Here is a 20,090-nt window from a genome sequence, read left to right on the forward strand (position 1 = left end):
GTTTATTAATCCAGCGCACCTGTTTTCATTTTTTCAGCCGGCCTGGCTGCCTGTGTATCTATAGGCCCTTTTACTTCCACCTTAATTACTGTGGCAATGTTATCTGTGGCTTTATCGGCTACATTTATAGTTATGCCGTCGTTACTTAAACCTGTTTTTAAAGTGCTGCCACCGTCAAGCATTTTGGCGCCAATAATTTCATTTTTTAACCCGGGAATGGTTAGTTTCCCATCGGCAGGCCAGTTAAATACAGAAAAATACAGGATAGTATTTTTACCTTCAGGCTTCGATGTGCAGCGCCCCCAGCTCAGTGGCTGTAACGGGCTTGCCTTGGTAGCGTAAATAGCTTCGCCGTTTACCTTCATCCATTCGCCCATCTTTTTTAATGTAGTGATACTTTCCTGCGGAAACTCACCTTCGGCAGTAGGGCCAACATTTAACAGGTAATTCCCTCCTTTTGAGGCTATGTCAATCAGGTTATGGATTAGTGTTTCGGGCGTTTTCCATTTATGATCATAACTTTTATAACCCCAGGTACCGTTCATGGTCATGCAGGTTTCCCAGTCTTTTCCGTCAAGCTCGCTAAGATTAGGTATCTTTTGTTCGGGGGTTTTATAATCGCCGGCAAAATCGGGGCGTTTAAGCCGGTCGTTGGTTATGATATTGGGTTGTAACTTTAATACGTCCTGAAGTTTTTGCGCAAACTCGTCGGTCATGGCTGTTGGTGTATCCCACCAAATTACCGCAACATCGCCATAGTTGGTAAGCAGCTCTTTTACCTGCGGCACGGCTACTTTATCAATATATTGCGCCATGTTGTTTGAGGTTTGAACAGGATCCCAATGGCCGCTGTTTTCTTTAGTATAGGCATCAATCTTTGCCGAATCGGGATTAGCCCAGCCTTCGCTGCTTACTTTACGTGCCGCTGCACCGCCGGGATTATTCCAGTCCTGGGCCTGTGAATAATAAAAGCCCAGTTTAATACCATATTTGCGGCAAGCTGCAGCCAATGGTTTTAAAACATCTTTACCATAAGGTGTAGCATCGGCAATATTCCATTTACTGGCGTTTGATTTAAACATGGCAAAACCATCATGATGTTTTGCCGTTATTACAATATATTTCATTCCGGCTTCTTTGGCCAGCTTCACCCAGGCTTCGGGGTTATATTTTACGGGATTAAACTTTTGGGCAAACTGTTGGTATTCGGCTACCGGAATTTTGGCCCTGTTCATAATCCATTCTCCGCCACGCCCTACTTCATGCCCCTTATACATACCCGCCAATCCAGCATAATCGCCCCAATGAATAAACATTCCGAAACGGGCTTCACGCCACCATTTCATACGTTCGTCGCGGGTAAGCTCTTTCTGGGCAAAAACAGCGTGCGTAAAAAATAGTAATAGCAAACAGGCTATAAAAGGTTTTTTCATATTGGTTTATTTTTGACGGATTAACCGCCTTGTTTTATAATGATTGCGATTATGCTGAATGGTTAATAAGCATGTGTTACACTGCTCTTATGTTACCATACAATCGTAATAATGACTGGTACTATATTGATATATAATAATCTACGCAAACGTTGTAGTAAGGCCAGACCTTGCGCAGCGGGAAATAAAAGATTAAACCAGTGCTTATACTCCTTTTTTTAACGGGACGGGTAGGTGACAGTAGGTTGCAGCGCGACAAGCATAAAGCCAACCGCAACGGAGATTTGCATCTGATCAGATAAAAGAGAATTACTATCCAGCGCACCAATTGCTTAATAAGACCTGAGCCAATGTTCCAGAAATAAAGTACCCATAACGCGATTAGGCTTTTAGCACGTACATCCTCATCCTGTTGATAAAACCAGTTGGGGCGGATTGTGACACCTGTCTCGACGGGCGCTTATGCCGTTTCTCGTTGATACCATGAAAAACAAGCTATTACGAAAAAAGAGACAAAAGACCTCTAAAAATCTCTTAACCCGTGAAGGGTGGATAACGGTTCATAATTCGAACCATTTTGTGAATTTGATTGAAATTGGAGATTTTTCCAAAATTATTTAAAGCCAATAAATCTAACTCTGATTTAGATCTCATCAAAGCTGTAAGGCGATGAATTATTTTCGAGGCGCAGGTTTGGATTGTTCCGATCGTGTCGCTATTCGGGGCATCGGTGGTAAGCGAGTCGGAATTGCCTTGAGCAGAAGTCGCTACCTCCGTGCCCGCCAGCTTACCGCCCTATCTTTTCCCCAGCGGGCTATGAAGCAGCTTTACGAAAATTGGGCTGCTTTTTTTATTTTTGAGACCGTTAGCCCATCTCGGAAATCCACATGGATAAGTTTTTTAAAACACCTGATCAAATATCTGCTTTGATGCAGCATTGGTTCCTTTCCTATCATGGTAAGGATAGGAACTTCTTTACCGGGTCTGAAACTTTTACTTTTTTTGATCTTATACCTGAAGGGCTCCAACAGGCACTTCTTCGGCAAGCAAGTTTAGATGAGCGTGAAAAACCTGTATTCCTGCTTGATTGTGGCAATGCCGTATTCGTATTGAATACGACTCGTAGATTCATAAGGATCGGCGAATCTGATCTTGAGTCCGTTTTTATGCAGACTTTGGCGGGCATTATGGCTTTAATTCGATAGAGATAAAAGGAGCGGAAAAAGGAATCAAGACAGACGGATATGTTGCCGAGTTCGGCTTGGCAACCCAAAGTCGTAAAATTGTATACTGGTCGATCCCATCCGGAAGACCCGGATTTGCTTTTTGGAATGTTACGAAAAAATGCACACTTATAGGGAGAAAGTACCTTTAACAGGCGCCGAAGGCAACGAACTTATTGTTTTATAAGATTGACAGTCCCCTTATGTCTTCAGTATGATGTATATCCTATTACCGAAACATAGATAAAAAAGCATAGATAATGGCACAAAAAAAGCCTCCCATTTTCATGAGAGGCTTTCGGGTAAATGATGGGGCTCGAACCCACGACCCTCGGTACCACAAACCGATGCTCTAACCAACTGAGCTACATCTACCGTTTGGAGAGTGCAAAAATAGAAATCTTCGGCCTATTTGCAAACTCTTTTTAAAATTACATTCAGCTTACCGCATTTATTTAGAACAATTTTAATTAATGGCTAAATTTGTCATTATGGCTGAGCAATTAATTGAACTGAATGTGACCGGGATGCATTGTAATAATTGCGCCATGTCTATTCATAAACTCCTTGAAAAAAAAGGGTTACATAATATATTGGTTGACTTTGCCGGCGAGGAAGTAAAATTTTCAACCGATGACGATTCCAAACTGCCCGATGTAATAAAAGGCATAGAAAATTTGGGATTTAAAGTAATTGACGATCTCAACCAGCATTCGCCTCCGTTTTATGAGCTGGTAGAGAACAAATTTATCTTCTGCGCCATCTTTACAGCGCCACTTTTATTACATATGCTGCTGCCATGGCATTTTCTACATCGGCCCATAGTACAGCTACTTTTATGCCTGCCTGTTTTTATTGTGGGCTGCCTGCATTTTGGAAAAAGTGCATGGAACTCGGTTAAAGCCGGTGTGCCTAATATGGATGTACTTATATTTATTGGTTCCACATCGGCATTTGTTTATAGCCTTGCTGGTACCATTCAGGCATTAGGCGGCCGCTATCAGTTTTATGAAACCTGCGCTACCATCATCACATTGGTGTTATTGGGTAACGTTTTAGAAAAACGTTCGGTTACGCAAACTACGTCGGCAGTAAAAGATCTGATAAAATTTCAGCAGGTAAATGCCAACAGGATGGTTAATGGAGCTATTGAAATAATTAGCGCCAAAGATGTTCGCCCGGGGGATACCCTGGTGGTAAATCAGGGCGACAAGGTGCCCGTTGATGGCGAGATTCTTTCAGGCAACGCCTCTGTTGACGAAGCCATGCTTACCGGCGAAAGCATACCGGTTGAAAAAGATAAATATGATAAAGTAATTGGCGGCACTATAGTAGTTAATGGGAACTTCCATATGCTGGCCACCAAAGTTGGCTCCAATACCGTCCTGTCGCAGATTATCGACCTGATGAAAAAAGCACAGGCCGCCAAGCCCCCTGTTCAGAAATTGGGCGATAAGGCAGCATCAATATTTGTACCTGCAGTTATATTAATATCATTGATCACATTTACGTTAACCTATTTTGTAGGCGACGCGGGCTTGCAAAAATCATTAATGAATGCCATTGCCGTACTGGTTATTTCATGCCCATGTGCTATGGGTTTGGCTACCCCCACAGCTGTTATGGTTGGCCTGGGGCGGGCTGCAAAAAATGGCATCCTGATTAAAGGGGGCGATACGGTTGAAGCTGTTGCAAATACCAAATACGTAGTTTTTGATAAAACAGGCACACTGACCACAGGGAAATTCAGCATTAACGAGATCAAAGCAGAAGCAGGTACGGACCTGGAATTAATCCGGGGTATAATCACCGCTATTGAAGAACGTTCAAACCACCCCATTGCCAAATCATTGGTCGACGGTTTAAAAAAACTACCGCAGCAAAAAGTGATCTTAAAATCTGTTCAGGAAGAAAAGGGGTTAGGAATGCGTGCCGAAGATGTACAGGGTAATCATTACTTTTTAGGCACCGCCAAACAAAACACCGAAGATCATTTTAACCTTTCGCTTTATAAAAACCAGCAATTGCTGGCCCAGGTTGCCATAGACGACGAGATTAAGCCCGAAACAGCCCTACTGATAACGAAACTTAAAAAAATGGGAATTGTACCTGTACTTTTAAGCGGAGATAAAAAAAACCGCTGTTTGAAAGTTGCCAGCCAGATAGGTATTACTGAAGTCCACTCCGAAAGACTTCCCGATGAAAAGCTGAAAGTAATTGACATATACAAACAAAAGGGTAAAACCATAATGATTGGCGACGGCATCAATGACGCCCCTGCCCTCACCCGGGCTGATGTGGGCGTATCAATGAACGATGCCAGCCAGGTAGCTATCCAATCGGCAAGTGTGGTGCTGTTAAATACTGATTTACATTCAGTTGTTAAATTTTTGCAGATTAGTAAGCACACCCTGCTTACCATTAAACAAAACCTCTTTTGGGCTTTTGCCTATAACATTATAGCCATACCGGTGGCGGCATTCGGTTTTTTAAACCCCATGGTTGGCGCCTTTGCCATGGCTTTTTCTGACGTGGTGGTAATTGGTAATTCGTTGAGACTGAAGGTGAAGAACGTCGATGGCTGATAGACCATAGTCCATAGCATTCTCATTTTCCTATTTAGTTCATCTAAACATCAAACTTTGCTATTTTTGCCCCATGGACCATTTACTATCGTCCATGGACCAACATCATGATCGAGATTTTTACAGACGGTGCATCAAGTGGTAACCCGGGACCAGGAGGATATGGGGTGATATTGCGCTCGGGGCAACATTATAAGGAGCTATCCGAAGGTTTTCGTAAAACTACCAATAACCGGATGGAGCTATTGGCCGTTATTAAAGGCCTGGAGGCGTTAAAAACACCTAATCAACAGGTTATGATCTTTTCCGACTCCAAATATGTAATCGACTCTATCGAAAAACGCTGGGTTAATGGTTGGGTTGCCAAGGGTTTTGCCGGCAAAAAAAACAAAGACCTGTGGATGCGCTATCTTGATGTAAGCAAACTGCACCAGGTAAAATTTACCTGGGTACGCGGCCATAACGGGCACCCCGAAAATGAGCGTTGCGACCAACTGGCTGTCGCTGCCGGTAAGCGGGCCCCGCTTCTTATCGACTCTGTTTTTGAGGTGGAAAACGCGAAGTAGTTTCTGTATAAAGCGTGCACATAGAGTTAACAGCCTTTTACGATTGAAAACAAGTAATTTTCCCGTTTTTAGGTACTGTGTATAGCCAATAAAGTGTGTGTACCGGTATGGGGTGGTACGCCCTGGTACGGGGTGGTACGCCCTGGTACGGGGTGGTACACTGTAATGTATGTTAAATCAATTAATATATAATTAGTCATTAGTCATTAGTCATTAGTCATTAGTAGCAATTTGGGGTTGAGATGATTGTTTTACTTTAACACGAAAAGCTATGAACCATGAACTATCAACTTCCCCCTACCTTCCCGCCAGCTCTATCACCTGCAAATCCTGAATCCTTTCGCCATCGATATTAAAACGCATCAGGGTGCGTACTTTGTGCCAGCCTTGTTTACCGGCCGCGCCGGGGTTAAGGTGCAGCAGGTGTAGCTTTTTGTCGGGTATCACTTTTAAAATGTGCGAATGGCCGGTGATGAATAGTTTGGGCGGGTTAGTATAAATTTCGGCCTTAATATGCTGGCTATACCTGCCCGGGTAACCACCTATATGCGTCATCCATACATCCACCTCCTCGCAGTTAAAACGCAGGTGTTCGGGGTAAACTATTCTTACATCCTTGCCATCTATATTACCATAAACGCCTTTTAAGGGCTTAAAAGCCGCCAACTGATCGGCCAATTCGATGGTACCAAAATCGCCGGCATGCCAAATCTCGTCACAGTTTTCAAAATGTTTAAAAACTGCTTCATCAAGGTAGCTGTGGGTGTCGGATATCAGGCCAATTCGGGTCATGGGGTAAAGATAGATGCAAGAGTCAAGAATCAAGAGTTAAGATTAAAAATAATAGCTCACGCGGGCTTGCAGCCCGTGTGTATCATAATTTCAGCTTTCAGCTGAATTCCGTAAGCTGGAAGCTTACATAATGGCTAACCACGAGCTACGCTGCGCTAAACTCGCGGCAGCTTTCAGCTGGACCGAAGTCAAAGGCTTCTGCAAGCATTACCCAGAAATTACGCTATGCTAACGCAGCGGAAGATATCAGGTTTATTTTGACCATAAAAACACCAAGTTGATAATCATACTCATTGCGTACGATACAATAAAAGAAGCAATCAAAGTGGTACACATAACACTGTTCTCAAGATACTTCTCCATTTTGTGCAATATGATTGCCACAACCCCAAAAAACACATAAGTAAATGCAGGCCAGACCAACTGTATCAAAAGTCTTTTATCACTTTGATGAGAGAACGAAAGCCTCGTTGTCATGGAATAGCTTTGGTAAGCTATAAATAAGCAGCCTAAAAATGGTACAATTAACAAAATTGTTAAGATTATTGATAGGGTTCTCATGCTAAAAGGCTAAAAAATAAGGTTGTAGTATACGTTTATATTCTTCAGAATAAACGTTTACATCATTATAAATGGTTAAAGTAGCTATTTCTGTCGAAATTTCCTGGAAACCCAGCACCACAATTTCACGGTGAGGCTCATCATTTTCAAAAGACCTGATTTTGATATCTTTTTGCAAGTACAATCCGTATTTTGTGGCCAGGGCCTTTACTATATCTGCCGTATCCTGTGGTAACACCAACCAACAAACCCCATTTCCGTTAAGCTGTTTAGAAACAGTTTGAATCAATTCCTCAAAAAATCCTTCGCCAGCATGTTTGGCCTGGTTCTTCTTCGCGCCGGGCGATAACAGGGAATTGATGTAAAAGGGCGGATTGGAAACAATCAGGTCATATTTCCTGCCGGGATGTTCCTCAAAAAAAAATTTAAACCCCGAAGCATAAATCCTGAGCCTATCCGCAAAAGGGGAGTTTTTAAAATTACTTTCGGCAGTCTTCGCCGCGCTTTCATCAATCTCAACAGCATCAATTTGCGCGGTGGCAAAGCGCTGGGCCAGCATCAGGGCTATAACGCCTGTTCCGCTACCGATATCTAATATCGACATCGGGTCATCGGCGGCTGCCAACGCGCCAAGCAAAACACCATCAGTATTAATCTTCATGGCGCAACCAGTTTGGTCGACGCTGAATTGTTTGAAGTGGAACATTGGTGCGAATTTAAGGTATAAACCTGAATATCCATCCCTCCGTAGTGCCGAGGTATGGGGTATCTATTCGCCAACTTTGCAGGGTGTAAGATGCATGGTGCAAATAGATCCTTCACCACGAGGATGACAGGAAGTTGTCTATTAAAATACCTAAATCACCGAACAAATCAACTCCGCCAAACTGTTTACCTCCATAAAATCATCATCGCTGATGGCCTGCATATTCATGTGCGAATCTGAGCTGATGAGTTTTTTGATGAGGCCGCTGTTTTTTAATTTTTCTATGCCGTTGTTGATGAATAAACCATGGGTGGTTATTACATAAATATCGCCCGCGCCGGCATTTTTATAGGTTTGGGCGGCGTTGATGATGCTGCCTCCAGAGCGTATCATGTCATCATAAATAATTACGGTTTTGCCGGCAACATCGGCGTTGATGGCGCTTACTTCGGTATGGTCGCCTTTTAGGCGACGTTTAAGGATGAAGGCAGCGTTTACGCCCATGTCGTTAGCTAACGATTCTACCCATTTGGCGCGGCCGGCATCGGTACTGGCCATTACAAAATTATCGCCTCCGTATTTCAGGGCTGCTTTTATCACCAGGTCTTTACAGTAAACATGTACCGGGTACAGGTCGTGTTCAAAATAATACTGGATCCCTTCGGAATGCAGATCAAACAACACCACTTTGTTGCCCCTGTTTGATTTGGGAATGGCAGAGATGAGCCGTGCGCGGGTTTTGGCGGTTACAATCTCGCCGCTTAGTACGGCACGTTCCATGGTGGAGTAGCCAAAATATGGGATTACTAAGGTTAATGAATTGGCCCCGTAGCTTACCAGTGACGATGCCAGATCATACAATTCAAGCGTTGCTTCGTCGGTTACCGTACCGCCTATAAGGATAATATCGCGGTTTTCAATTGGCGACAGGATGCGCTGGTAACGTTCGCCATCGGTAAAGGTGCTTACCTCAATTTGTCCTTTTTCAAACGTTCCGCAGGCCATTACCTTTTGGGCCAGGTATTCATAATCTTTTATCGCGAACAGTAGCTTTTTCATGTTAATATTTTAATGGCACAGGTATTCTGTAAGGTCAAAAAGTGATGGCCCAGTGCGATTCCCTCCCATGGGAGGGTGGCAATGTCATTAAGTTAAGGGTAATCATTTGATTGTCAATTATTTACATTGTTTTATTGTGTATTTTTTCGTATATTTAATTCATAATCAAATAGTTAAAGTGCAAAAAAAACCTCATTTTTAATCTTGGAAAAACTGAGGCAGGCAATTCTAAGTAAAGAACTTGTGCTAAAATTTAAAATGAAAGACCAAGACTTTACAAGAAATAGAAAGCAGACATTTGGAGCAACTTTGCTTTTTATGTTTAATTTATTGCGAAAGAGTCTCACTGTTGAAATCGATGGATTTGTGCGTTATTTAAACCTACGTTTTTCTTCAGACCCTACTCAGTCTTTTACTTCAAGTGCGTTTATTCAAAACAGGAAAAAAATCAGTCCAGCAGTATTCAGTCATCTGTCGGAGATAATAGTTGAAAATTTCTATGTAGCTGATAATGATTCACAAACCCTTCTAAATGGGTTTAGGGTACTTGCTGTGGATGGTTCCAGGATTACGCTGCCTTTTACCGAAAAACTAAAAAAGAGCTATGGAGCAACAAAAAATCAATTCGGAGAAACTATTGTACAGGCAAGGGCATCTGTTTTATACGATGTTTTAAATGGCATTGCATTAGATGCTTCGTTAGATAATCTAAGCGAAGGGGAACGTGATTTAGCATTAAATCATGCACATCAATGGAAGACAAATGATTTGATTATATATGACAGGGGCTATCCCTCCTTCGATTTTGTATACGAGCATGTTAAACTGAAAGTTGATTGTTTGATAAGGGTAAAATTGACTCATAATAATGTAGTTATCGCATTTGTGAAAGGAGGCAAAAAGTCTATAATTACAGAAATACGACCTCAAAAGAACCAATCATTCAAAGATAAAGAATACGGCAGGCACAGTACTTTACAAGTACGGTTTTTGCGTGTTGACTTGCCCGGAGGAGAAGTAGAAGTATTAATGACAACCCTATTAGATAGCCAAAAATACCCCACTAAAATGTTTAAGGAATTATATTTTCTAAGATGGGGAATTGAAACATTCTATGACGAATTAAAAAACAAACTTAAGGTAGAACATTTTACGGGCTATTCGGAAGTAAGCATTCAGCAGGATTTTTTTTGTGCCATTTTCATTAGCAATCTTCAGTCGGTTATAGTGAATGACCTTAAAGATGACTTACATATACAAAATCAAGGGAAAAAGTACGATTATAAAGTAAATACCAATTTATCATATGGCTTTTTGAAAAATAGGGTGATAGACCTTCTATATAAAAATGCGCCTTTAGAAAATATATTTCATGAATTGGAAATCCTGTTTCTAAAAAATACCATTCCGATAAGAAATAATCGAACTAACTTGAGAGATATGGATAAATATAAGAACAAAGAAAAACCGATTGTGACTAAAAACCAGAGAGATGCAATATGAGTTATCCTTAACTTAATGACATTGTGGGAGGGTGGAGGGAGGGGTTTCTACTTTATGCTTTTACTCTTGCCTTATGGTTGGAGAAACCCCTACCTTCCCTTCCCCAAGGAAGGAATCGCACGCCCCCTTGCTCCCTTAAACCGAACTTTCTAACCCTTGTTGGCATTTACATTTGCCTTTACCTGCTCAAAACTAACAGTATTTATCAATTCCCCGTTCTTAAAAACGGTTTGCAACAGGTCTTCTGCTGCGGGCAGGTCATCTTCATTAACTGTTTTAAATGTTCCGTCTACCATAATCAGCTTTAACCTGCCAGCTTTGCTCTTTTTAAAGCTGGAGGTAATGTTGCCATCGGCATCCATTTCGGTCGGGCTTTTCTCCACCCTAACTTCCTGCCCGTTTACAATGGCGCAGCTGCATTTCAGGGCGAATTTCTGGGTATCGCGGTCAACTTTTTGAAGCAAAGCGCCTCCCATGCCCAGTACCAGGTTCTCGGCGCTGATGCCGTTTTCTTTTAAAGCTTTATAAATATTACCTATTTCGGTATAGTTTACGCCATCACCTTGTATTACCCTTACCTGTGAGGGCAGTACTTTGTAACCTTTGGCATTGATGGTAAAGCCAAATTTATCAAACAGGATATTGAAAATCTCTAACAAGGTCATCACCGGGTCGCCGCTATCCGGGCGGATCACCAGGGTGCCATCACGGTTCAATATCTCGTCGCGCAGCTCCGTCCCCCAGTATTCGCTACAGGCCTTAAATATATTGTAACTGTCAGATACGCAGGCAATAATCCCGGTGGGGAAAGTTTTTAATACGTGCCTGAAAACCTCCAGCTCTCCTTCCCTGCCCAATAATGTACAAATGCTATGTTCGGTAGCAGGGATGCTTAAGCCATAAACATTTTGGGCATTATAATAATTAATGGCCATTACAGAACCGGCCAGGTTATCGCTGCCTCTAAAATTAAGCAAATGGGCGGCTCCGCCAATCTTAGCACTCTCCACACTGCTTACGCCGCGGAAACCAAAATCGTTCAGCACAAAGTCTATACCGGCCTCTGCGCCGGGTGTGGCGGTCTCCTGGTAATATCTAACCACTACCCTTTTTATCTGGTTGCTTAATGTAGCTACGGTACATGGGTACCAAACCTGCATCAGCAGGGTTTCTAAAAAATTGGTGAGCCAGTAACATTCCGGGTCGGTATTTTCAATGGTCATCAGTACGTTGCCGGTAGGTACTGCGGTCCCTTCGGCTACAGCTTTTATCTTTACGGGCAATCTGCCGTTGTATTTATCCAGTATGTACTGGAACTTGCTTTTATCAAACACATCGTCCCTGCCAAACACCTGTTTTAAAAAGCCATCGGCTTCGTCCAAATCATGTTGGGTAAATGCAGGGCCTTGCAGGTATTCTTTCAAAAAATATTGCAGGCCGAAAAAAATGGTTTCATTAAACATCCCTCCCCTGCTTTCCAGGTAGCTGTAAATTTGGGTGGTGCCAGGATAATATAATTTATGGTGGGCGTACTTGTAGCCATCGGCCAGCAGTACTAAGTTTTCGCGTTTCATGGTGTTAATTGTTAAGGTATTTAGTGATGATCAATTTTAACATTTTGGCATGCTCATCATTAATCAGGCCGTTGCTTATCATTGGTGTAAGGTTTTCAATTTTAAACCAGGCTACATCTACAATATCGTCGTTAGCTACCGGCTCGCCTGATATATGGTCACAACTAAACAACAAGGTAATAATTTTATCGGCTTCGTTGCGGTAGCGCCAGTCGTTTACACGGTGGCTGGTTTCGTAGGTCATGTTGCCCACCTCCACTTTTCCACATTCTTCGGTGAGTTCGCGTTTGGCGGCGGCTTCGTAGCTATCGTCTTCCGGGTCGGCAAAGCCGCCTATAAAGCGCCATTTAGGGCTGTTGGCTTTTTTCCCTAATAACAGTTCGGTTTTATTGTTCCTAAACATGGCCACATCAACCGTTGGGTATACTTTGGTGTATTGGTTATAGTAAGCGTACAGGATGCCCGCGCGAAAATCGTTGGAGTCGAAAACCTTATCGGCGTATTGTTTACGCAATTCGGTAGCATTGTAATCGCCGTGAGCGGGCAGTTCCACGGTTTCAAAATGGCCCTGGTAGTAAGGGATAAAGCTATCCCGGCTGCCAAACAGCGTGAAATTACCATTAGGGAAAACACTTTTGAGCAAGTTATCAAGGTTATCAGACCACACCTTGTCGCTCGGATGATCGCTCACCGGCAGTACAATCACATCCGGGTATTCCCTTTTAATCATTTTTTCGCGGGTATGGTAATCATACGGGTTTTTCCGGCTGCCCATTACCGGGCTTACCCCAAGCAGGATAATCAATTTAGCATAATCCTTACTTACGGTATCTACCAGGTTTTTATGTCCATCGTGCAGGTACGGCGTTTGGAAGCGGGCAATAATTACGGCTATTTTCATCTTATTTGCGTTAATTATACGCAAATATAAATATGTGTTTCAAATACGCAAATTATTTTGGCTTTTTTTTTATATATTTTATGTAATCAGGCCCTGCAAGTTATCTGGCAGCCCGGTAAGGTTTCCCCCGGTTGGAGGTATTATACTATACTATTTTTTAAGGCACTACCCTACTTGGGAAGGTACGGGAGGTGCTTAACCGGCAAATATCCGCAACTTAACGTCGTTAACGCGCCCCTTTACATTTTTTTATTAACAATGCCCTAAATGTGTTAACAAATTATTTATGTCAAATATTTTGAATTAAAAAATTTTAATGCATGTTTACACTGTAAAACCAATTGTGAGTATGCCGAAAACAATTCGGCGTTAATCGGGTTAACTTAAATTAAACAAAAAGAACTTATCATGGCAACAGAAAAAGGAAGCGGTATTACCGCGTATTCAGTGAAAACCAAAACTAAGAATGTACCAATGGTTGATCCGGTGATCGACATTAAATCTGGGAGGTACATTGCTACCGGTACAGATGGTGCAGGTAACAAAATGGCTGCAATCATGGGCAAAGCCACTGCCGAAGAGCATATTGCCAATGGTAACGCTAAAAAAGGTACTGGCTGGGCTTAATATTTTTATTAACCGCAAAAGCCCTGCTTAAGTTATACTTAACCAGGGCTTTTGTATTTTAAGGATATTTTGTCATTATACTTCCTCTCGTTTAAACACCCTGCTCCCGGCTTCAGCTCAGGCAATAGCAGGCAATTAATAAGCCCATAAGTAAAACTACGTACGCCCAAATGGGTGAAAACACCTATTTCATCGCTTTTATTTTTGCTTTAATTTTATCGCACCTGATTATTTAAAGCATTTTAGCTATGGCTGTACGTATTCTTTGTATTAAAACTGATGTAACGCCACATGAAAACCCATACGTGGCAATAGATTCGCTGGAGTGGATTAACGAACGGATAAATGTTAAAGGGATAACCGAACGGGCAAAACTTTACGATTGGATAAAGAACGAGGACGGTGAAGCTTATATTATTGACGAACGCGGCAATAAAACCTGCCTAATACCGGCACTTTGCCCCAAAGGCAATAAATATGTAAAAACCGTTAGCGACGAATCTGAAACGGATATTTTACTGGGCCTGCCCGAATCGGCCTGATTTTGCTACCACCTGCAAAATGGCGTTACCGATAAATTCGAATTGTAATACCTGGCGTCGCCGGTAACTTCGGTGGTAACCCAGGGCGGCAATATAAACTTTTCGCCTTCGCTTTCCAGTTCAATTTCGGCAACCAGCAAGCCTTTGTTATCGCCCAAAAATTCGTCAACTTCCCACACCTTGCCAGCAACATCAATCCTATACCTGCGTTTTTTCAGTTCGGATATTGCAAAATTATCCAACAGCTCTTCCCCATCTATGGCAGGGATTGCATACTCATACTCTAACCTGCTTAAGCCGTTAGTACCGCCTTTTATAGTAATAAAGCCTTCATCGGGCGTTACGCGCACCCTGATAGTTTTACCAGGCTCGCTTAAAAGATAACCTTGCCTAAAGTACGTGCCTATTGGCTTTGGCATTTGTAACCATTGATCATGATCAACTAAAAATTTACGCTCTATTTCAACTCCCATTTGTTTCTTGCTTTTACTACTTAACGGCCCGGCTGATGGTTGGTTTTAAAATTACCGGCCATGCAAATATTGTTTTATTAAATCAATAACCTATATTTAACTAAAATCCTTTACCTGATGATAACCCAAATGAAGCTACCTGTATTACTCCTGACACTTTTAATATTCTTTAACCTTGCCTGTAAACACCCTCCTGTTGTTAAACATAACGGCGAAAAAGACCTGATATCGTTTAAACCGGTATGGGGAGTGGCTTATTCAGAAATTTCGCGACTTACAGCAAACGGCCTTTCGTTTACAGACTATGGTTACCAGATGGAGCCTCAATGGCGTATCAACTTTGTATCCAACGATTCGGCAAGCATCTATAGCCCTACTAAGGGAAAATTCATCAACTTTCCGTTAACACGTGGTTACGACTCCATTTTTAATACCGCGCGCACCTGGCTCAAAGTAAAAGCAATGAACCGGGATAGTCTGAAACTGGAAATGATTAACTCCTATGGCGATACCGTTGATACCCGCGGGGAAAAATTGTACATGACCTTTTATGCCGATGATTACATTAAAAACACCTTGCACACCGATACCTCGGTGTTAAAAAGACCAAACCGCAAGGATTCGGTCTTCATCAGGGCGCTATCCGATGCGGCTAATAAAGACTACACCAAAGCATTTGCAGCCCGGCAGCCTGCTTTTTTAAGCAGTACAAGCCCTCGGGTTAAGGTGAAAAAATGGGTTGCCGAGGGCGATCTGCTTAATCACTTTGATACGTCTGATGACTATATGCACCCAACCTTTGATGTCGCGATAAGTAAGGCTCATGCTGATTTTTACTATTCATTCAGCGTGTATATTGATTCGGATGGGCAAATGCATTATAATCAACCGCTCATCCCCTTTCTTGGCCAATCCTTAAAAGACAACTATATACGGCAGTCTACCGCCGTCATGAACAGCTATTTAAAACATTACCTGAAAGTTACACCAGGCAAAACATTGAACATGCTGCATGCCAGCGAAATTAACATTCATGTGCAGGGAATAACGGGAATATAATTAGTTTATTGGTTCACTGGTTCATTAGCTCATTGGTGAAAAGTTCGGTAGAGGTGCTAAAATCTCTTATTCAAAAGTCTTTCGTCCAGGCCCTCCAAACCTTCGAAAATAAAAGTCCCTTTTAGCAGTTTATTGAATTATATATATCTTTAAGGCGTATGCTATCTATCAATATAAAAACAATAAAACTGGCTGGTTTTATACTGCTTACTATCATCTCCATTATACAAACCGGCTGCAGTGGCGGCCCCGGTAATAAAAAAAAAGAATTAATAGATTTTAAGCCTTATAACGGCATCAACTATTCTGAAGTAAAACGCAGGCAGAAAAACGGACTGTCTTTTAACGAATATGGCTACCAGCTGGAGCCGCAATGGAAGCTTAAGTTTGTATCAGACGATTCGGTAAGTATTTATAGCCCTACCAAAAAAGCTTTTATCAACTTTCCCCTAACGCGCGGGTACGATTCTATTTTCAATGCTGCCCGCTCCTGGCTAAAGGTGCAAAAAATGACCAAAGACAGCCTTATCCTTGAAATTATCAAACAAAAAGGCGATTCGCTTGACATTAAGGGCACTAAAGTGTACATGACCTTTTATGCCGATAATTATGTAAAAAACGTATTGCATACCGATACATCCACACTAAGGCACCCCAGCCGGCAGGATACTTTGTTTATCCGCTCATTAGCGGTAAAAGCAAATGCCGATTATAAAAAACAGTTTTCGGCAAGGCAACCGGCCCTAATTACCAGCAAAAGCCCGCAGGTAACGGTTAGCCGACGCACTACAAAACCCACCATCGAAAACAATTTCGACCCGTCCGACGATTACCTCGACCCTACTTACGATATCGTGATCAACAAGGCTTACAAAGATTTTTACTATTCATTTACCATGTATATTGATGATAAGGGCGGCATGCATTACGGCAAGCCCCTTATCGACCTTGATATCAGCGGGCCCGAATTTACCGCGGCCTATAACAGGATGGCCAATGGTATTATGGATAGTTATTTTAAGTTTTATCTTAATATAAAACCGGGCTCAACCCTGGGTATTATACATTCCAGCATGGTATCTGTACATGTTGAAGGCAAAACGGCACCTGCAAATTAGGGTTGCTCTGCTGCCATTTTTTATTAAAAAAGTAACAATCATGTTATTTTCTGTGCTATGCTATCAAATGGCTTTAACTTTCGCAGCGCGAAACAATGCAGCGTATTTTTAAGCGTTCATTGTAAAACATAGTTCAAATCCTGCCAGTTTGTAAAAAAATGTTAAATGCCGTATGCACCCCGTATGCAACAGCCCTAAATGTTTATATTAGCCCCGTTAGCCGCTTTATATTATATTAATGATATCAAGAAAATTTTTACTCGTAGCATCGCTGTTCTTATGTTTTAGTTTAGCCGCAATGGCCCAGCAGGATAGCATCCCTATTAATACCGTTATTGAAAAAACCGCCAAGTACGCTACGGCTTTTCCGATAGAAAAAGTTTACCTGCACCTGGATAAGCCTTATTACGCCGCCGGCGATACCATATGGCTTAAAGCCTATGTAACGGTGGAGAAACACCAGCCTTCGGCCTTAAGCGGCATTGTTTATGTTGATTTGCTAAACAGCCAGGATTCGGTAATTGCAGGCCTCAGGCTACCCCTAAAAAGTGGCTTTGCCAACGGCAACATTACACTGGATGGCGAAACCATTAAACAAGGCGCCTACCGAATAAGGGCATACACCAACTGGATGCGTAATTTTGACGCCGATTATTTTTACGACCGTACCATTAACATTGGCAATGCGCTTGATAACAAGGTAAATACCTTTATCAGCTACAAAAGCTCGGGCAAAAAGGGCGGTATGATTAAGCTAAACGCCAATATTGTTTATAAAGACCCTACAAGTGCGCCTTATGCCGATAAAAAAGTAAGCTGGCAATTGGTGCGCAACGGCGATCCTATAGCCAAAGGCAAAGGCACTACCGATGCCAAAGGTAACTTATTGGTTGAACTGCCAGAAAACGACGCCCCAACGCTCACATCGGGGTCGCTGGTAACTGCTATTGACATGGGCGACCGCAATTTTGTAACCAACACATTCCCGCTAACAGGATCGATAACTAACTTTGACGTACAGTTTTTTCCCGAGAGCGGCCAGCTTACCAACGGTGTACGTACCAAGGTAGCGTTTAAAGCCATTAACGCCAAAGGTTTGGGTGCCGATATTAAGGGTACAATAACCGACGATGCCGGAACCGAAGTAGCCACATTTACATCGGCCCACCTGGGCATGGGCATATTTGGCATGACGCCCGAAAGCGGCAAAATATACACAGCCAATGTAACTTTCCCCAACGGCTCTTCGGCTACCTATAAACTGCCCCGGGTGCAAAATATGGGCATAGGCCTTATGGTAAATAATAGCGACCCTGACAACCTCAATATAAAAATTGCAGCCAACGATGTGTTTTTGCAACGCAAACAAAACAAAAGCTTTTACCTGGTAGCACAAAGCGGCGGCGTGATATATTACGCGGCATCTACCGTGTTAAAAGATCAAAGCTACTCGGCAGCTATTCCAAAATCAAAATTCCCAACGGGTATATTGCAAATCACGTTATTTTCGTCGGGCGGCTACGCGTTGTGCCAGCGATTGGTGTTTATTCAACATAACGATCAGCTGAGCCTTAATTTGAAAACTGATAAGCCATCGTATACGGTACGTCAAAACGTAAAAATGTCGGTAACGGCAGTTAACAAAACAACCCCGGTTGTGGGCAGTTTTTCGGTGGCTGTTTTAGACGATGCCACCATCCCATCTAACGAAAATAACGAGCAAACCATTTTAAGCTATATTCTGCTTACATCCGACCTTAAGGGATATATCGAAAAGCCTAACTATTACTTTAATAAACCCGACCAGGAAAAGTCAGATAATCTTGATATACTGATGCTTACCCAGGGTTATACCCGCTTTAATTATGAGGATATACTGGCCGATAAAAACCCGCCCATATACACTGCGCCCGAGCAGGGCATCGAAGTATCGGGTATATTACGCACCAATACCGGGCTGCCGGTTAGTAAGGGCAGCATCCGCCTGATTGTACCCGATAATAATTTTTCGGCCGAAACCCTTACCGATATGGCGGGTAACTTCAAGTTTTCGGACGTAATGGTGAGGGATACCTCAAAAATTACCCTGAGTGCCCGCAATAACCCTAACGGCAGAAATATGGTGATAAACGTTAACGGAGAGCTATATCAAAAGGTAAATAAAAACCCCAATGTAGCCGATGAAATTGTGAATATCGATAGCGTTATACGCCCGTACCTGGAAAACAGCCATAAACAATACCAAAACTCAAGGATACTTAAAGAGGTAGTCATTAAGGCCAAAACCGTTGTTAAAAAAGCCAGCCATAATGATTATGGCACGTTTTCCGGCCTAAGCCCGCAAGCCGATCATGAAATAAAGCCGGAGCAACTGAAAGGCTGCCCTATTTTGATCAATTGCTTAAGCACCATGGCGCTTGGCTTAACTTATGCCGATAATAACTTTTATGTAACCCGCGATTACAACCAGGGAAAAAAAACAACACCGGTACAAATTTATATTAACAGCGCCCAGATTGATGTTACCAACCTTGCATCAATGAGTGGCGACGATGTAGAATCTGTAGAGATATTTTTGAACGATGGTTTAAGCGGCATAAACCGTATAAACGGTACAAAGGGGGTTATGATCATCCACAAAAAGGTGATCAAAACTCAAAAAATTTCCCTGTCGCAGTTAATGGCTATGATACCCAAACAAAACGTAATTACGTTTGCAGTACAAGGTTATAGTAAGGCCAAAGATTTTTACGTACCTAAATACGAGGTTGGCAAAAGCAGCGTAATAGGGCTCGATCTCAGGAACACCATTTACTGGAACCCTAAAGTAATTACCGATAAAAACGGCGTTGCCACCTTTAACTTTTACAACAGCGATGCTCGCGGCTCGTACCGGGCCATTATTGAAGGCCTTGATGGTGATGGCAATTTAGGCAGGCAGGTAATACATTTTAATGTGAAGTAGCGTTTTGTATGGCAGCGTATCGCCTCACCCCGACGAGGCTGCGCCCGTCGCAATAGAAAATTGGAGTTAACCCTCTTTGCAGCGTCAGCCGGAGAGAGGAGCGAAATAGAAAATTGGAGTTAACCCTCTTTGCGGCGTCAGCCGGAGAGAGGGTGGCCCAGCGCAGCGTCGGCCGGGTGAGTCTTAGGCCGCGTTCAAAGCCGATGTTTGTGTAAAACCAAACACTTCATGGGTAGTAGTAAAATCCCGAGACTGTGAACGAGGATTGATATGACGGCGAAAGACTTGCGAAGTTTTAAAAACTTCGCAAGTCTGGGCTTCACAACACCATGTCGATAACTTGCTTCAACAATACCCATAGATATCAGGACTGACAAACCGGACGCCTAATTTTGTTCCTCCC

The 20,090-nt window shown here is 42.5% G+C and carries 17 protein-coding genes and 1 tRNA gene; 9 read left to right on the forward strand and 9 right to left on the reverse strand.

Going from position 1 to position 20,090, the window contains the following annotated elements:
• Positions 1 to 5: 5 nt before the first annotated feature.
• Positions 6 to 1,433, reverse strand: a complete 1,428-nt coding sequence (locus PQ469_RS17610) for an alpha-L-fucosidase (RefSeq protein ID WP_274208845.1) — start codon at positions 1,431 to 1,433, stop codon at positions 6 to 8.
• Between the two features lie 887 nt (positions 1,434 to 2,320).
• Between PQ469_RS17610 and PQ469_RS17615 the strand changes: the two genes are divergently transcribed.
• Complete coding sequence (locus PQ469_RS17615) at positions 2,321 to 2,638, forward strand: hypothetical protein (RefSeq protein ID WP_274208846.1); 318 nt, start codon at positions 2,321 to 2,323, stop codon at positions 2,636 to 2,638.
• Positions 2,639 to 2,957: 319 nt separating this feature from the next.
• On the opposite strand, the gene PQ469_RS17620 is transcribed toward PQ469_RS17615, so the two are convergent.
• Positions 2,958 to 3,031, reverse strand: a tRNA-His gene (locus PQ469_RS17620).
• Positions 3,032 to 3,147: 116 nt separating this feature from the next.
• Here PQ469_RS17620 and PQ469_RS17625 point away from each other — a divergent pair.
• Complete coding sequence (locus PQ469_RS17625) at positions 3,148 to 5,241, forward strand: heavy metal translocating P-type ATPase (RefSeq protein WP_274208847.1); 2,094 nt, start codon at positions 3,148 to 3,150, stop codon at positions 5,239 to 5,241.
• Positions 5,242 to 5,348: 107 nt separating this feature from the next.
• Positions 5,349 to 5,807 (forward strand): ribonuclease HI, encoded by a 459-nt coding sequence (gene rnhA, locus PQ469_RS17630; protein ID WP_274208848.1) that lies wholly within the window; start codon positions 5,349 to 5,351, stop codon positions 5,805 to 5,807.
• A gap of 68 nt (positions 5,808 to 5,875) precedes the next feature.
• Here the strand turns inward: rnhA and PQ469_RS17635 are convergent, their stop codons facing one another.
• From PQ469_RS17635 to PQ469_RS17650, 4 genes are all read right to left on the reverse strand, one after another.
• Positions 5,876 to 6,007, reverse strand: a complete 132-nt coding sequence (locus PQ469_RS17635) for a hypothetical protein (RefSeq protein ID WP_274208849.1) — start codon at positions 6,005 to 6,007, stop codon at positions 5,876 to 5,878.
• 97 nt (positions 6,008 to 6,104) lie between these two features.
• A complete protein-coding gene (locus PQ469_RS17640; RefSeq protein WP_274208850.1) occupies positions 6,105 to 6,599 on the reverse strand; it encodes a metallophosphoesterase family protein in 495 nt (164 codons plus the stop codon).
• Between the two features lie 562 nt (positions 6,600 to 7,161).
• On the reverse strand, positions 7,162 to 7,821 hold the full coding sequence (locus tag PQ469_RS17645; RefSeq protein WP_274208851.1) for a tRNA1(Val) (adenine(37)-N6)-methyltransferase: 660 nt from the start codon (positions 7,819 to 7,821) through the stop codon (positions 7,162 to 7,164).
• Positions 7,822 to 8,016: 195 nt separating this feature from the next.
• The gene (locus tag PQ469_RS17650; protein ID WP_274208852.1) at positions 8,017 to 8,925 is read right to left on the reverse strand and encodes a ribose-phosphate diphosphokinase; all 909 of its coding nucleotides are present in this window, start codon (positions 8,923 to 8,925) and stop codon (positions 8,017 to 8,019) included.
• A gap of 204 nt (positions 8,926 to 9,129) precedes the next feature.
• Between PQ469_RS17650 and PQ469_RS17655 the strand changes: the two genes are divergently transcribed.
• Positions 9,130 to 10,428, forward strand: a complete 1,299-nt coding sequence (locus PQ469_RS17655; RefSeq protein ID WP_274208853.1) for an IS4 family transposase — start codon at positions 9,130 to 9,132, stop codon at positions 10,426 to 10,428.
• Positions 10,429 to 10,577: 149 nt separating this feature from the next.
• Here PQ469_RS17655 and PQ469_RS17660 read toward each other — a convergent pair whose 3' ends face one another.
• Both PQ469_RS17660 and PQ469_RS17665 read right to left on the reverse strand, forming a co-directional pair.
• Entirely contained in the window at positions 10,578 to 12,002 is a 1,425-nt protein-coding gene (locus PQ469_RS17660; RefSeq protein ID WP_274208854.1) for a nicotinate phosphoribosyltransferase, read from the reverse strand.
• Positions 12,003 to 12,006: 4 nt separating this feature from the next.
• Positions 12,007 to 12,903, reverse strand: coding sequence for an NUDIX domain-containing protein (locus PQ469_RS17665; RefSeq protein WP_274208855.1), 897 nt, complete (start codon positions 12,901 to 12,903; stop codon positions 12,007 to 12,009).
• A 408-nt stretch (positions 12,904 to 13,311) separates the two neighbouring features.
• Here PQ469_RS17665 and PQ469_RS17670 point away from each other — a divergent pair, with 408 nt between their 5' ends.
• Positions 13,312 to 13,530: a hypothetical protein gene (locus tag PQ469_RS17670; protein WP_090649425.1), complete on the forward strand. Its 219-nt coding sequence runs from the start codon at positions 13,312 to 13,314 to the stop codon at positions 13,528 to 13,530.
• 248 nt (positions 13,531 to 13,778) lie between these two features.
• Entirely contained in the window at positions 13,779 to 14,072 is a 294-nt protein-coding gene (locus PQ469_RS17675) for a DUF3892 domain-containing protein (protein ID WP_090649422.1), read from the forward strand.
• 5 nt (positions 14,073 to 14,077) lie between these two features.
• Here the strand turns inward: PQ469_RS17675 and PQ469_RS17680 are convergent, their stop codons facing one another.
• Positions 14,078 to 14,545 carry a CYTH domain-containing protein gene (locus PQ469_RS17680; protein ID WP_274208856.1) on the reverse strand — a complete coding sequence of 156 codons (468 nt, stop codon included), beginning with the start codon at positions 14,543 to 14,545 and terminating at the stop codon, positions 14,078 to 14,080.
• Between the two features lie 129 nt (positions 14,546 to 14,674).
• Here PQ469_RS17680 and PQ469_RS17685 point away from each other — a divergent pair, with 129 nt between their 5' ends.
• The 3 genes from PQ469_RS17685 (at position 14,675) to PQ469_RS17695 (ending at position 19,687) form a co-directional block, all read left to right on the forward strand.
• On the forward strand, positions 14,675 to 15,604 hold the full coding sequence (locus PQ469_RS17685; RefSeq protein WP_274208857.1) for a hypothetical protein: 930 nt from the start codon (positions 14,675 to 14,677) through the stop codon (positions 15,602 to 15,604).
• A gap of 158 nt (positions 15,605 to 15,762) precedes the next feature.
• The gene (locus tag PQ469_RS17690) at positions 15,763 to 16,722 is read left to right on the forward strand and encodes a hypothetical protein (RefSeq protein WP_274208858.1); all 960 of its coding nucleotides are present in this window, start codon (positions 15,763 to 15,765) and stop codon (positions 16,720 to 16,722) included.
• Between the two features lie 238 nt (positions 16,723 to 16,960).
• On the forward strand, positions 16,961 to 19,687 hold the full coding sequence (locus PQ469_RS17695; RefSeq protein WP_274208859.1) for a carboxypeptidase regulatory-like domain-containing protein: 2,727 nt from the start codon (positions 16,961 to 16,963) through the stop codon (positions 19,685 to 19,687).
• The last annotated feature ends 403 nt before the right edge of the window (positions 19,688 to 20,090 follow it).

Source organism: Mucilaginibacter sp. KACC 22773 (assembly GCF_028736215.1).
Lineage (GTDB): Bacteria > Bacteroidota > Bacteroidia > Sphingobacteriales > Sphingobacteriaceae > Mucilaginibacter.